Origin of the sequence: Halomonas sp. G11, from assembly GCF_001663515.1 — a bacterium.
Classification (GTDB): domain Bacteria; phylum Pseudomonadota; class Gammaproteobacteria; order Pseudomonadales; family Halomonadaceae; genus Vreelandella.
In genome coordinates, this window is sequence record NZ_LYXG01000043.1 from 44,021 (window position 1) to 57,540 (window position 13,520).

Sequence of the window (13,520 nt, forward strand, 5' to 3'; positions counted from 1 at the left end):
TAGGTTTAAGCTTGCTAACTATATTATCAACACCAGTTGCCAACACTGGCTTGGTTATTAAGGAGCTTATGATGTCATTTTCCGTTTTGCGTCGCAGCGTCTTGGCGCTGGCCATCGGCGCCACGCTGTCAACTCCGGCCGTTGCCCAGGAGCGTGAACTGCTGAACTCTTCTTACGATATTGCCCGGGAGCTGTTTGCCGAGATCAACCCCAAGTTTGAAGCCTGGTGGGCAGAAGAACACGGTGAAGACGTTGAGGTTAGCCAATCCCACGGCGGCTCCTCCGCTCAGGCACGTGCGATCATGCAAGGGTTGCGTGCTGACGTCGTGACGTTTAACCAGGTGACCGACGTTAACGTTCTTGCTGAAGCGGGACTGGTCGACGAAGACTGGCAGGATGCGTTTGAAAATAACGCTTCGCCCTACTACTCCACCACCGCCTTTTTGGTGCGCAAGGATAACCCCAAGGATATCGAGAACTGGGACGACCTGGTGAACGAAGACGTTGAAATCGTTTTCCCCAACCCGAAAACGTCGGGCAACGGCCGTTATACCTACCTGGCCGCCTGGGGCTTTGCCGACGAGCAGTTTGACGGCGACGAAGAGCAGATTCAGGACTTCATGCGTACCTTCCTCGCCAACGTGGAGGTCTTCGACACCGGCGGTCGCGGCGCGACGACCAGCTTTATCGAACGCGGGATCGGCGATGTGCTGATCAGCTTCGAGTCCGAGGTGAACAACATCCGCAAGGAATATGGCAGCGATGATTACGAAGTGATCGTACCGCCTACCAGCATCCTTGCTGAGTTCCCCGTGGCCGTCGTGGGCGAAAACGCTGAGCGAAACGGTAACAGCGACCTTGCGCAAAGCTACCTGGAATACCTCTACCGTGAGGACACCCAGCGGCTGCTGGCGGGCTTCAACTACCGTGTTCACCATGAGGCGGTGGTCGAGGAATTTGCCGATCAGTTCCCCGAAACCGACCTGCTGAAAGTCGAGGATGTCTTCGGTAGCTGGCCAGACGCCATGGAAACGCACTTTGAAGGCGGTGGCATGCTCGACCAGCTTCAGCGCCGTTAACCTTTGATTCACCGGACTGAGCCATGAGCCACCTCGCCCTTCGACACTCCGGCAGCGCGCGCGTGCTGCCGGGTTTCGGTCTTTCCATGGGTATCAGCGTACTGTTTATCTCGCTGGTACTGCTACTGCCCATTACCGGACTCTTCGGCCAACTCGCCGGACTGAGCTTCGCCGAATACTGGGCAATCATCACTGAAGGCCGTGTCGTCGCCAGTTATATGGTGACCATTGGAGCGGCCGCCGTCGCGGCGTTGGTCAATGCCGTCTTTGGTCTACTGCTGGCCTGGGTGCTGGTCCGTTATGACTTCACCGGTAAACGACTGCTCGACGCGCTGATGGATTTGCCTTTCGCCTTACCCACGGCAGTGGCTGGCATTACCCTGGCCACGCTCTACGCGAGCAGTGGCTGGATGGGCGGTTGGCTGGAGTCACTGGGGTTTCAGGTTGCCTATACCTGGGTCGGCATTGCCCTGGCCATGGCGTTCACCAGCATCCCGTTTGTGGTGCGCACCGTACAGCCCGTACTCGAAGACATGCCCGCCGAAGTCGATGAGGCGGCGATGTCACTGGGTGCCACTGACGGTGTCGCGTTTCGCCGGGTCATCATGCCTCACTTATGGCCCGCACTGGTGACCGGTACAGGCCTTGCGTTTGTGCGCTCACTCGGCGAGTTCGGTGCCATTATCTTTATCGCTGGCAATATGCCTTACGAAACCGAGATCACCGCGCTGATGATTTTCGTCAAGCTGCAGGAGTACGACTACGCGGGGGCTTCGGCAATCGCCTCGGTGGTGCTGTTTGTTTCGCTTGCCCTGTTGCTTGCGATCAATGTCTGGCAGGGGCGCTTCATTCGTCGCTTGCATGGAGGTAAGGGGTAATGCGTCGGATTGGTGATGCACCACTTGTCCGCCGCCTGCTGATTGCAGCGGCGGTGGGCCTCTCGGGGCTTTTTCTACTGCTGCCGCTGGTCGCCATTTTCGCTCAGGCCTTCTCGCAGGGTGTCAGTGTGTTCTGGTCAAACGTCAGCGACTTCTACACCCTGCACGCCATTGGCCTGACGCTGGGCATTGCCCTGCTGACGATCCCGGTTTGCCTGGTGTTCGGGGTGGCGCTGGCCTGGCTGGTAACGCGTTTCAGTTTTCCTGGCCGACGCCTGCTACAAACGCTGATTGATATCCCCTTCGCGGTGTCGCCTGTCGTTGCCGGGCTTATCTACCTGCTGTTATACGGGCGCAACGGCTGGATCGGCAGCTGGCTGGACAGCTACGATATTCAGCTGATGTTCGCCTGGCCGGGGATACTGATGGTGACCATCTTTGTCACCTGCCCCTTCGTCGCCCGGGAACTGATCCCCTTGATGCAGGCCCAGGGCTCGCGCGAAGAAGAAGCGGCCGTGACGCTCGGCGCTTCAGGGTGGACGATGTTCCGGCGCGTCACCCTGCCCAACATCCGCTGGGCACTGCTTTACGGCATCATTCTCACCAACGCCCGCGCGGTGGGTGAGTTTGGGGCCGTCTCGGTGGTATCCGGGGCGATTCGTGGCCAGACCAACACCCTGCCCCTGCACCTTGAGCAGCTTTATCAGGATTACAACGCCGTGGGGGCTTTTGCCTGCGCGGCCTTACTCGCATTGATTGCCCTACTGACGCTCGCCGCCAAGGCGGGACTGGAATGGCGCGCGTCGCGCCGGGAGGCATTTGCATGAGCATTCGCTTACACAATATCGCCAAACATTTTGGCGCGACTCAAGCCCTGGAGCCGATCAACCTGGATATCCAGGAAGGCGAACTGGTTGGCCTGTTGGGACCCTCCGGCTCGGGCAAGACCACTCTGCTGCGCATCATTGCAGGGCTTGAAAACGCCGACCAAACACCGACCCCGGGCAGGATCTTATTCGGCGAGCGCGATGTCACCCACGTGCATGTCCGTGACCGGCGGATTGGCTTCGTGTTCCAACATTATGCTTTGTTCCGCCACATGAGCGTCTACGACAACGTCGCGTTTGGCTTGACCGTCATGCCACGTGCCAAGCGGCCCTCTGCCCAAGACATTCGCGCCCGGGTGTATCGTCTGCTCGAAATGGTCAAACTCGAAGCCTTTGCCCACCGCTACCCGGCGCAGCTCTCCGGCGGCCAGCAACAGCGCGTTTCACTGGCCCGTGCGCTCGCCGTCGAGCCGGATGTGCTGCTGCTTGACGAGCCGTTTGGCGCGCTCGATGCCAAAGTACGCCAGGAGTTGCGCCGCTGGCTACGTCATCTGCACGAAGAGTTCAACTTCACCAGCGTGTTTGTTACCCACGACCAGGAAGAAGCCCTTGAGCTTTCGGACCGCGTCGTCGTAATGAGCAATGGGCGTATTGAGCAGATCGATACGCCGGAAACCCTCTACCGGGAACCCCAGAACCGCTTTGTGTTTGAGTTTCTCGGCGACGTCAATTACCTGGAAGGCAAGGTACACAACGGCACACTCACCTGCGGCGACGCGCACCTGGCGGTGGACCTGCCGGACGGCGACGCAGAATTGCTGCTGCGGCCCCATGAGATCCGCCTCGCCGAGCAGCCCACCCCGGAGAGTCACCTGCCGGTGACGATCACCGCGATCTCCCCCGTGGGCGCTGAAGTCCGGGTGGAACTGGAAGCTGACTGGCTGGCAGAGCCCTGGCTGGCGACAGTCCGTCATGCCGACTTCAACCGCCTGGCATTGCGCCGTGGGCAAAGGCTTTACGCCCATCCGCGGCATTGGCGACGCTTCCCCGAAGCGACGGAAAACGCGGTGGTGCAAACTCACCTTGCCTAGAAAACGGCTGCCCCAAACGGGCAGCCGTTTTCTGGTGGATTCCCTCCCTTAGAAGCGCATCTGCCTAAACGTCAGATTCACCCGTGGGTCCGTCGACTTCTTGGTTTTAGGCAGGCTATGCAGCCAGTTTTTCTGGGTACTGCCTTTCATGATCAACAAGCTGCCGTGCTCAAGGCTCAGCGACACCCGTTCGCCGGTGACTTTATGCTTGAAGGAAAATCGTCTCGCGCTGCCTAGCGTCAACGACCCGATCGCCCCCTCTTCAACCAGCTCTTTTTCGCCATCGCTGTGCCAACCCATGCCTTCATCGCCCGAGCTGTAAAAATTACACAGGCACGAATTGAAGCTATCACCGCTGCTTCTCTCCACCCGCTGTTTTATCTCGCGCAAGAAATCAGGCCACACCAACGCCGTCCTGGTATACCCAGAGTACGTATAAGAGACGGGTTCATCCGCGTACCAGGCCACCTTCCTCTGGGTCACGATCTCTTTGCCAAACATGAACGCACGATCATGCGCCCAGCTCAGTTGACGGATGCATTGCGCCAGATAACGATCCGCCGAACCGGTGTCGAGGATTTTTCCGTGGTAATAGGCTTCCCCGTCCTGCGGCAGCAGGTTGATCAACTTCATTTCATCGTTTTCGAACAGGTCCGTATACGCCATCGCAATGCCTGGTTGGTGTCTATGGAGCGAAGCCAGCTTTGCACTACAGAGAAGAGTGGCTCACGGCCAGCGGTTAAAAACAACTTGGCAAACCCGCATCCCCTGGACATACCGCTTGCACACTAGCAGCGTTATACTGGTATTTTAATGACAGTTTCAACCACAGCGGAGAACCCCATGCTACGGCGTCATTTGCTCACTTTATCTGCCACCTTGCTGGCCACGGTGTGGCTGGCGGGCTGTGCAAGTCCCCACTACCTGCAGCTTTCCCCCGAACGCACCGCCAAGGTTCCTTCGGTCGGCCAGGGGCAGGAAGTCACTGTTCTGGCGCAGGACGGACGCGACAGCGAAGTGATCGGCAACCGTGCAGGCGGCGGCATGTCCACCGCGCAAATCACCGTCAACAGCCATGAAATCATCCCGCGCTTGCAGCAGGAAGCCGAGCGTGCGGTGGCCGATATGGGCTTTACCCCGACCCGCGAAACCGCCGATGGGCGCCCCAGCCTGACGCTGGAGCTGGCAAGCCTTACCTATGCGCAGGGCAACAGCGATCAGCCATTGATCGACGAAGCTCGGATCGAGGGGGTGCTACGCGCCATCGCTCGCAATGACGGCACTACCTATACGGGCACCTACACATCCCGCCGCAACCAGGAATACGCGGTCAAACCTGACAAGGATACCAATACGCGCATGCTTAACGATCTACTCAGCGATGCGCTGAATCGCGCCTTCAGTGACCAGGACCTCGGTCAACTACTGGCCCGCTAAGCTTGGTCGCTGTTGATTTAGTGCGTCAGCTGTTTAAGGCTCCAACGGCCCTCGACGCACTAAATGCCATACGGTTTCCGATAGCCCGCGCTCATCCGGCTCGGCCTCTTCCAGCAGCGACACCCGGAAGTTGGGCATAAACAGCGCCTCGACTTCCTGAGGCGGGACGCTATAAGGAGGCCCGCCGCCTTCGCCCTGATGGGACACGCTCACCAGCAGCCCCTTGGCCCCCGGCGGCGTCAGTTGGGCAAGATGAAACGCATAACGCTGGCGCGTTGCTTCGGGCAGGGCGATCAACGCGGCGCGGTCGTAAAAGGCGCCGATTTCGCTCGCCTGCTGAATGTGCAAGTGAAAGAAATCGCCACACCAAAGCTCGATATTGCCTTGGCGGCTTATATTGAACCCCGCCTGCTGATAACGCGATACCGGGGCCGATGACTGGGCAAGAAACTGCTCGATTGCCTCGGGCGCCAACTCAACACCCAGCACGGGATGCCTCGCTTCGGCAAGCCAACGCATATCCAGCGTTTTACCGCAGAGAGGCACCAGTACCTTGGCGTGGTCAGGCACGCCCAGCGATGGCCAGTAATGTGTCAGCGCTGGGTGTGGCTGGGTCAAATGAAAGCCAATACGCCCTTCCTGCCACCGAGCCCGCCAGAGATCAGTCATTTTTGGTCGCCCAAGCGTTAATTAAAACCAGCGATCGCGTTTTTTACGCCGCCGTGGCAGGTGAGGCACGATAAGCCCGACAACCAGGCCTGCCCCGGCAACGCCCCCGCCATACATGAAGTAACGCAGCAGCAGGTCTTCTTCCTGGGTATCAAGCCGTGCTTGCAAGGCGCGCACCTGCTCGCTCGACTCGTCAACATTGCGGCTCAGCTGGTCGTTACGCGTTTCCAGTTCATCAATGCGCTGCTGACGGGCTTCCAGGGTATCGCGCATGGTGGCTACGCGCTGCTCCCATTCCTCGTTGATACCGTCTAACTCATCGGTAAGCGCGGCCACCCGTGACTCGAGTTCTGGCAGTTGCTCTGTGGCACTGGGCGTTTCCTGGAGCTCATCGCTCAAAATCCATACGGCATCGCCCCCGTCACCGCGCACGCGGGTGTAATCGCCGCTGGTTTCAAGCACCTCAACCTGTTCGCCTGCATTCAGCGTTCCCACAATGCGGTAGCCATCCGTGGGGCCACTGCGCACATAGGTTGAAAGTTCATCGGTTACCCAGGCCTCATTTCCCGATTGAGCAACCCCATTGACACACCAAACACTGACTAATACACCGGCGGCAACCGCCCGGTAACGATGACAAAATTGAGCTATCTGCATGACGTAATGTCCTGATTAAGTCACTGCCCCTCGGCAGCACTAACGTGTCTAATCTCCGCGCGGTGGGAGCGAAAACGGACGAGGAAACTCCGCCACCTGCGCGTCGCTTTTAACGGCTTTCAAAGGCCCCTCGCGCTCCACTTCATCAATACGCACGATTGCGTTGAGCGGAAGGTAACTTCGCTTGACGCCTTCGAAGGTGCGCTGCAATTTTTCGCTTGCAGGGTCGATTACCACCCTCGAGGCATCTTCAAAGACAAACTCCTCGACTTCAATAAAGCCCCAGAGTTCGCTTTGAAATATCTCGCGCACGTATAAATCCCAAATTTCACCCTGCTGGTGCACCACCACTCGGTAAATCGGCTTGGCCGCCATCTTGGCCTTTTCCTCTTGCCGCTGAAACGTTCATTTAGCGGTGAAGCTTAACATATTCCAGTCTGCCAGCGTTTGCTGGACGGACAACCGTTACATGGCCGACATCACCGCTTGAGTGTAGGGTAGGAATGCCTGCTTGACGTTTTCTCTCCCAACCGGCGCGCATTACCCATGCCCAGGGAGCCAAACAGGTGCTGCCCCACGCTGGCTGGCGCCTCAATGTCATCGTCGAAAGTATCCCATTTGGTACCCACCGGGGACTGGTCTACGTTAAGGTTGAGAAAGCACATTCGCTTCGCGATCTACTAAAACATCAAGAAGATCTCGACTTCTATGTATAATCCCCGCTCACCCGGGACGAGGAGTCATCGTGACCACCGATCAACAGCCAGCGACGCCAGACGATAAGTTAAACGGGCTGCTGACCAACTTTGACGACGCCGTGCGCCTGCTTTCGCAAGCGCCTGCGTCCTCGAAACCAGCGGAACTACCGCGCGTCTTGGATACAGCTCGCGAACTTTTAATGCTGGATGGCGGCACTCAAGCGCTCGAACAGCGTGCGCAAGCGTTTGAGGCGGCGGGCGTCTTCTTGGGTTCCGACTGGGAAACCCCCCAGTACCTGGTGCCAACCCTGACCACGTTTGCGCTTAAAAGCACCGACCCCAACGTGGTGGTCATCGAGACGCTCAGCGAGATTCGTTTACTCGCTGTCGCAAAAGGCGTTTATGCACACCCATTGGTATCGGAAGAGTTTGCCCATCATTACCTGACCCAGGTCATTGCCATCAACCTATGGCTGCTGTTTACCGCGCCAAGCGAAGCTGAACGCGAACAGCAGGGCCGCCTGGCCGTCATTCCACGCCAACTCTTCCAGTATCTGGCGGAACGGATTGGTTACGAACACATCATCGACCAGTTGATTGACGAGATCTGGCGTATTCTCAAGCAGCGCCCTATTCAGGTCGAGTCTATCAAACAGATGATTACCCAGATCTCCCTGTGCCAGGCAAACCCCGAGATCGACCTGGGATCTAGCGGCCAGGGTGCCGACAGGCTGGTCAGCTCGCTGTTCGGGCCAACACAGGCATGTCGCGAAGACCCGGGTATTGATATCTACCGTGAGCGGCTGGATGGCATGGACCAATCGGCTCTACAGGCTGAAGCAACCGGATTTGCCCGTGCCATGCACGACACCGGGCTGGTATCGCCCTACCACGCGGTCCTGCTGCGTCACTTGCTCGAGGAGGGGGATCATCTGGTGTCTGAAGCCTTTGGTCTCTCGTCAACCGGCCGTGATTGCCTGCTGTGTTACCGCGAGCTGGTCCATGCGCTGATTCGCGGCAGCGTTTATCCCGCCACGGCCCAGGCCGTCTACGGGCTGGCCCTGATGCTCGAGCGAGGGATTCTTTACCAGCCACCGGTGGCACCGGCCATGTGGCGCCAACTCAACCTGCCTATTTCCGAATGGTCCCAGGCCCGGCTGAATATTGCCTATGGCGAGTCCGCGTCACCAAGGGCTCGTTTGCTGGAAGGCGTGCTGTGCATGCTGGGCTTGCCGTTAGGTGTTGGTCAGGGCAATAACCCGACCTGTCAGTCGGCCCGCGCGTTATCAATGTGGGCTTACAATGACCCGGATTACTTATTGCAGATGGTCGCCTGGGCCGCACGGGATGACGAGATCATCATGCACTTCGAAGGCCAGGCCATCTCTTCGATGGCGAGCCTGTCGGGTGTGGCCACCGAGCTACCCATAGATCTTGACCCCGTTTCGTTGATTGTGGTGCCTCACCTGGACCGTATCTACGCCGAAATGGGTCGGCGCTGCGTTGGCCGTGAAGGCGACCCCCACCGCTGGGTGAATCCGGAATTTCACGGCTGGTGGTCTGGCCGCGGCTTTCGTATCAATGTCGATGTTGCGACCGGCCAGTTAATCGACTTGAATGATTTCATTCTTCATTTTTACGCCTGCTACCACCCTTACTACAATGGCAACCAGCCGCTGATTCATCCGCAGCCTGCCGGGATCGCCGTCACAGACAGCGCCGCCCGTTTCATTGGCTGGCACGCCATTACCATCCTGCGCGCCTCGCTTGACCCTAACGACGTGATGCGCGTTTATTTTTACAACCCCAATAACGACAGCGGTCAGGATTGGGGCGATGGTGTCAAGGTCAGCACCGCGGGGCACGGCGAACGCTTCGGTGAAGCGTCGCTGCCGTTTTCGCAATTTGTTTCGCGGCTTTACATTTATCACTTTGACCCGCTTGAGCGTGGTGAACTGGCGACAGTCACCGAAGACGAGCTGGATACCGTTAAACGTTACCTGCAGCAAAGCTGGGGGGCAGAACGACTACCCGCCACGGAGCTGCAAGCCAACGAAGGCCCTCACCATACCCCACCCAACGATCCATGATGCGACTTGACCAACTGCTCGTCAGCCAGGGGCTGACGAGTTCACGTACCCGTGCGCAGCGCCTTATCCGCAATGGCCGTGTTTCGCTCGATGAGACGAAGCAGGCACTGACCAAACCCAGCGAAAAATGGCCCGAAGATACCCGCCTTTACGTTGCCCCGGACCCTGAGGAGCGCTTCGTATCACGCGCTGGCCTCAAGCTGGAAGCCATGCTTGACGCACTTGAACTCCGCCTCGACGGGCTTGGGGTCCTGGACGTCGGCCAGTCAACCGGCGGGTTCAGCGACTGCGCTTTGCAAGCTGGCGCGCGCCACGTGATTGGTGTCGAAGTGGGCCATGACCAGTTGGACGTACGCCTTCGAAACGACCCACGGATCACCTGCCTGGAAGGTATCAATGCCCGCGCCATGCGTGAGGAAGAGGCCCTGCAACAGGCACTCGCCGAGCACCCCATCGACCTCGCCGTCATGGACGTGTCGTTTATCTCGCAAACCCTGATCCTGCCTGAAATAGCCGCCCTACTGCCTCGCCATGGACGGTTGATATCGCTGGTAAAGCCGCAGTTCGAGCTGACGCCGAAAGCACTGGACAAACGCGGCGTGGTCCGCGATGCCGCGAATTATCAAGCGGTAGAGGAACGCTTGCGGGAAGCATGTCAGTCACTGGGCTTCACCATCCAGCATTGGCAAATCAGCCCGATCACCGGCGGCGACGGTAACCGCGAGTTTCTGCTTTACGCGCAAAAAAACGATTAGTCACTGGACGCGGTCGGGGGTGACGTTAGCGTTTCCACCTTCACCGACTCCCCCGACGCCCGGTGCAGCCAGACATCCATTTGTTCGAAGGCTATGCGTACGCCCGCGTCGCGGAACAGTGCATCCACCCGGCAGTTGATTTCATCCGCGGCAAACAGCCGATCCAGCAGATCGTTGACAAAAATACGCAGTTCAAAGTTGAGGCTATGGGGCCCATAGCTCATGCAGAACACCTGCGGCTCGGGGTCGGCAAGCACTCGGGCGTTTTCATCCGCCGCCTGACGCAGCAAGCGGTGCACCGTCGCCAGATCCGAACCATGGACCACGCCGTAGGTCAGCACCACGCGGGTCACGTTGTCCGAGAGCGACCAGTTGATCAATTGATCGGTCACGAAGGTTTTATTGGGAATGATGATTTCTTTGCGATCAAAATCGGTCACCGTTGTCGCACGGATGCGAATACGGCTCACCGTGCCGTGCAGGTTACCCAGGGTGATGGTGTCGCCAATCCGGATGGGCCGTTCGAACAGGATAATCAGCCCGGAGATAAAGTTGGCAAAGATCTCCTGCAGCCCAAACCCCAGGCCCACACTCAAGGCCGCTACCAGCCATTGTAATTTGTCCCATGACACGCCAAGCGTGCCCAGGGCCGACACGATACCGGTACCGACAATGGTGTACGACAGCAAGGAACTGATGGCATAGGCACTGCCCTGCTTTAGCGTCAGCCGGGACAGCACCATGACTTCCAGCAGCCCCGGCAGATTGCGCGCCAGAATAAACGTCAATGCGACCACCAGCAGCGCACCAAAGAGGTCGGAAATCGACAACGCACTGTCGACCAGTTCACCGTCGGTGTTCTCCCATAGCGACACCTGGTCCAGATAGCCCAGCACTGAGAGCAGGTCTGCCCAGACCAGATAAAGCAGGCCACTGAAGGCAATCAGCAAAATCAGCTTGGAGAGGCGCAGCGACTGGGTATTGATCTGTTCCATGTCCAGCGGCGGCTCTTCCACCACCTCCAGGCCGCCTTCGGCGCCCTCCTGAACCTGGGCGCGTCGCCTTGCCAGTGCACGCCGATAGGCCAAGCGTCTTGCCGCCACGGCCAAACTACGCACCACCGTGGCTTCTACCACCACCCACAAACCCAGCAGGTAGAGCGTGGCAACAAAGCGCCCCACCAGCCGCAACGCCGTGTATTCGTATCCCCACACCACCAGCCCCAGCAGGACGACAGGCACTGCCGACATGGCCAAACCGAGTAGCAGACGAAACAGGCGCACGCCAAAGATGGGCACATGGGCCAGGATCAGCCTGGCCAAGCACACGCTCATCGCCAGCAGCCCCAGCGTCAACAGCCCCATGGCAACGGGTCGTTGGGCGAGCGGGGTCTGAAGACTGTCGGCCAGTGTCGAAATGGCAATCACCGGCACCAGCGCCACGCCAAGCCCGGCCAGCAAACGCCGCAGCCGGGCGTTATAGGCAGGCGACCAGGTAAAGTGCTGCTCAGCCACGCCATCAGCCACCAACAGCCGTCGCCCCCAGGCGACAACCGCCCAGCTCAACGCCAACTGCAACAGAGCAGGAGCCAGGTTCGCGGCCAGCAGACTCTCGGTGGTACCCAGGGCCACCCCCATTCCCGCCAGTGCCAACGGCCCTGGCACCGCCAGCAAGGCGTTGAGGAAAACGGCTCTGGGTGTATGCAGTTGGGTATCGCTTTTGAGTCGTCCGATCTGACCATGGAGTCTCGCCAGGCGCGCCTTGATCCGGCGACGCAGAGCGGCCAGCAAAAGTCCGGCGGCAAAAAAGGGAACGCCGCCCAACATTTCCCAATCCAGTGATGGCCAGCGATTCGGCAAGGCAGCGCGCCACTCGCCTTCCTGCCACTCGGTGCGGAGATGTTGAGGTAGCTGCCGGAGCCAGTTAACGTCCAATGGTCGGCTATTGGCCACCCAGAACAACTGCTCATCAATGGTGCTGCGCAATGCTTGAGTAGTGGCCAACAATTGCTGTTGATTGAGCTGTAGCTCGACAGCAACACTTAACAACCGCCCATAGACCTCTTCAAGCTCATCGACCAATTCGCGGCGCGACTGGTAGAGCCTTGATAGCGTATTGATCAGCGCGGGGGTCGGTTCGACATTGGCATCCTCGAGACGTTGCCTGGCCAACCGCTCGGCCTGGCGAAGCTGGTCGCGCTGGCGAACCAGATCGAACTGCTTGAGGCGCAAGTCGGCTATTTCATCCTGCAGATCGCGACGGGGCTGGACGTTGGGCAGCGACTGGCGCTGTTCGCGCAGTATCCGTGACAGCAACTGGCTGCCGCGAATGGCTTCTATCTGCTCATTCAAACTGCGCTGTAGCTGGCGCACGTGTTCGAGCTGGCGCTGGGCATCGATATTGTCGCGCACCAGGCTGTTATCCCGCTCGCCCGCCTGCAATAACGCCAGACTAAGCGATTGGTTACGCTGTTGGGCCTGCACCACAACAGGGTGACCCGCGGCAATCAGGGGGTCTCTCTGGGCAGCATCGGCAATCGCCTGCTCCGATGCCAACCGTCGTTCCCGGTCTATAACGTTTTGCAGCAGGTTAAGCCGCTGCTCCTGTTGATCAATTTGCAGCATCAACAGGTCCCGACGCTGCTGTGCGAGATCGCGCAACCGTCCATTGGCGCTCAATTGGCGCTGATAAAGCGCCACCTCGCGATCGGCGACGGCCCGCTCGAGCCGCAATTGAATCATGCGCGCATCATTCAGGGCGGATAGCTGACGATCCCCCAGTAACGCTTCGCGTTCAGCGGCGTCACGACGCAGCGATTCCATGCGTTCAAGCGTCACGGCCATGGATTGCTGGGCGCGTTCGGGCAACGTTTGCGCGGTCAGAAACTGCGAATTGACCTCTGCAAGCTGGCTCTGAAGCTGCTGGAGCTGGGTCAACGCCTCCGCCTGCTCGGATTCCAGCGCCGCCAAGGGTAAGTTGCTGAGCTCATCGATCGATGGCATGTCATCGCTATCTTCAGCCTCAGCGAGCTCACGCTCGACGGCAATCAGCGCATCAGGCGCCTGGCTTACCCGCTCCTCCAGCTCCGCGAGCTGCTGTTCGATGGCATTCAGCCGCTCGTAAGCCTCCAGTGCAGCGATCAACGCTTGTTGATCAAGCGCCTGCTGAGCGTTTAAAGTTTCCTGAGACTCAAGCTGATCAAGCCGCTCCTGGAGCGTGGCTTCGTCGGGGACATCGTCCAACGCCGCCGCCTTCAAGGCAAAGCTACAAAATAGTAGCATCAGGACCAATAACCCTTTCATTGCCAAAGGGAAGGCGAATTTCACCACAGCGCTATGC

12 protein-coding genes are annotated in these 13,520 nt (G+C 58.9%); 7 read left to right on the forward strand and 5 right to left on the reverse strand.

Annotated features, from left to right (window positions below; genetic code table 11):
* The first annotated feature begins 71 nt into the window (after positions 1-71).
* The 4 genes from cysP to ADS46_RS17255 are packed head-to-tail and all read left to right on the forward strand — an operon-like array spanning position 72 to position 3,875.
* A complete protein-coding gene (cysP, locus tag ADS46_RS17240; RefSeq protein WP_199825262.1) occupies positions 72-1,079 on the forward strand; it encodes a thiosulfate ABC transporter substrate-binding protein CysP in 1,008 nt (335 codons plus the stop codon).
* Between the two features lie 23 nt (positions 1,080-1,102).
* The gene (gene cysT / locus ADS46_RS17245) at positions 1,103-1,957 is read left to right on the forward strand and encodes a sulfate ABC transporter permease subunit CysT (protein WP_066322146.1); all 855 of its coding nucleotides are present in this window, start codon (positions 1,103-1,105) and stop codon (positions 1,955-1,957) included.
* The gene (cysW, locus tag ADS46_RS17250; RefSeq protein WP_066322148.1) at positions 1,957-2,784 is read left to right on the forward strand and encodes a sulfate ABC transporter permease subunit CysW; all 828 of its coding nucleotides are present in this window, start codon (positions 1,957-1,959) and stop codon (positions 2,782-2,784) included. Before cysT ends, cysW begins: the two co-directional genes overlap by 1 nt.
* Complete coding sequence (locus ADS46_RS17255) at positions 2,781-3,875, forward strand: sulfate/molybdate ABC transporter ATP-binding protein (protein ID WP_066322150.1); 1,095 nt, start codon at positions 2,781-2,783, stop codon at positions 3,873-3,875. The genes cysW and ADS46_RS17255 overlap by 4 nt, the downstream gene beginning before the upstream one ends.
* A gap of 48 nt (positions 3,876-3,923) precedes the next feature.
* Here ADS46_RS17255 and ADS46_RS17260 read toward each other — a convergent pair whose 3' ends face one another.
* On the reverse strand, positions 3,924-4,541 hold the full coding sequence (locus ADS46_RS17260) for an alpha-ketoglutarate-dependent dioxygenase AlkB family protein (protein ID WP_066322152.1): 618 nt from the start codon (positions 4,539-4,541) through the stop codon (positions 3,924-3,926).
* A 177-nt stretch (positions 4,542-4,718) separates the two neighbouring features.
* On the opposite strand from ADS46_RS17260, the gene ADS46_RS17265 reads away from it, so the two are divergent.
* A complete protein-coding gene (locus tag ADS46_RS17265; RefSeq protein WP_066322154.1) occupies positions 4,719-5,312 on the forward strand; it encodes a YajG family lipoprotein in 594 nt (197 codons plus the stop codon).
* Positions 5,313-5,345: 33 nt separating this feature from the next.
* Here ADS46_RS17265 and ADS46_RS17270 read toward each other — a convergent pair whose 3' ends face one another.
* From ADS46_RS17270 to ADS46_RS17280, 3 genes are read right to left on the reverse strand one after another with little or no spacing between them, the layout of a single operon-like run.
* On the reverse strand, positions 5,346-5,981 hold the full coding sequence (locus ADS46_RS17270; RefSeq protein ID WP_066322160.1) for a thiopurine S-methyltransferase: 636 nt from the start codon (positions 5,979-5,981) through the stop codon (positions 5,346-5,348).
* A gap of 21 nt (positions 5,982-6,002) precedes the next feature.
* Positions 6,003-6,638: a TIGR04211 family SH3 domain-containing protein gene (locus ADS46_RS17275; RefSeq protein WP_066322163.1), complete on the reverse strand. Its 636-nt coding sequence runs from the start codon at positions 6,636-6,638 to the stop codon at positions 6,003-6,005.
* Between the two features lie 48 nt (positions 6,639-6,686).
* Positions 6,687-7,013, reverse strand: a complete 327-nt coding sequence (locus ADS46_RS17280; RefSeq protein WP_066322166.1) for a DUF1820 family protein — start codon at positions 7,011-7,013, stop codon at positions 6,687-6,689.
* 370 nt (positions 7,014-7,383) lie between these two features.
* On the opposite strand from ADS46_RS17280, the gene ADS46_RS17285 reads away from it, so the two are divergent.
* Together ADS46_RS17285 and ADS46_RS17290 are read left to right on the forward strand one after the other, a co-directional pair.
* Complete coding sequence (locus ADS46_RS17285; protein WP_066322173.1) at positions 7,384-9,426, forward strand: hypothetical protein; 2,043 nt, start codon at positions 7,384-7,386, stop codon at positions 9,424-9,426.
* Positions 9,423-10,181: a TlyA family RNA methyltransferase gene (locus tag ADS46_RS17290; RefSeq protein ID WP_066322176.1), complete on the forward strand. Its 759-nt coding sequence runs from the start codon at positions 9,423-9,425 to the stop codon at positions 10,179-10,181. Before ADS46_RS17285 ends, ADS46_RS17290 begins: the two co-directional genes overlap by 4 nt.
* On the opposite strand, the gene mscK is transcribed toward ADS46_RS17290, so the two are convergent.
* Complete coding sequence (gene mscK / locus ADS46_RS17295) at positions 10,178-13,483, reverse strand: mechanosensitive channel MscK (RefSeq protein ID WP_082926139.1); 3,306 nt, start codon at positions 13,481-13,483, stop codon at positions 10,178-10,180. The genes ADS46_RS17290 and mscK overlap by 4 nt on opposite strands.
* Positions 13,484-13,520 lie beyond the last annotated feature (37 nt).

Bases quoted from the DNA above. Each gene is read 5' to 3' on its own strand.
- cysP (WP_199825262.1), top strand. From the start codon at position 72: ATGTCATTTTCCGTTTTGCGTCGCAGCGTCTTGGCGCTGGCCATCGGC.
- cysT (WP_066322146.1), top strand. From the start codon at position 1,103: ATGAGCCACCTCGCCCTTCGACACTCCGGCAGCGCGCGCGTGCTGCCG.
- cysW (WP_066322148.1), top strand. From the start codon at position 1,957: ATGCGTCGGATTGGTGATGCACCACTTGTCCGCCGCCTGCTGATTGCA.
- ADS46_RS17255 (WP_066322150.1), top strand. From the start codon at position 2,781: ATGAGCATTCGCTTACACAATATCGCCAAACATTTTGGCGCGACTCAA.
- ADS46_RS17260 (WP_066322152.1), bottom strand. From the start codon at position 4,541: ATGGCGTATACGGACCTGTTCGAAAACGATGAAATGAAGTTGATCAAC.
- ADS46_RS17265 (WP_066322154.1), top strand. From the start codon at position 4,719: ATGCTACGGCGTCATTTGCTCACTTTATCTGCCACCTTGCTGGCCACG.
- ADS46_RS17270 (WP_066322160.1), bottom strand. From the start codon at position 5,981: ATGACTGATCTCTGGCGGGCTCGGTGGCAGGAAGGGCGTATTGGCTTT.
- ADS46_RS17275 (WP_066322163.1), bottom strand. From the start codon at position 6,638: ATGCAGATAGCTCAATTTTGTCATCGTTACCGGGCGGTTGCCGCCGGT.
- ADS46_RS17280 (WP_066322166.1), bottom strand. From the start codon at position 7,013: ATGGCGGCCAAGCCGATTTACCGAGTGGTGGTGCACCAGCAGGGTGAA.
- ADS46_RS17290 (WP_066322176.1), top strand. From the start codon at position 9,423: ATGATGCGACTTGACCAACTGCTCGTCAGCCAGGGGCTGACGAGTTCA.
- mscK (WP_082926139.1), bottom strand. From the start codon at position 13,483: ATGAAAGGGTTATTGGTCCTGATGCTACTATTTTGTAGCTTTGCCTTG.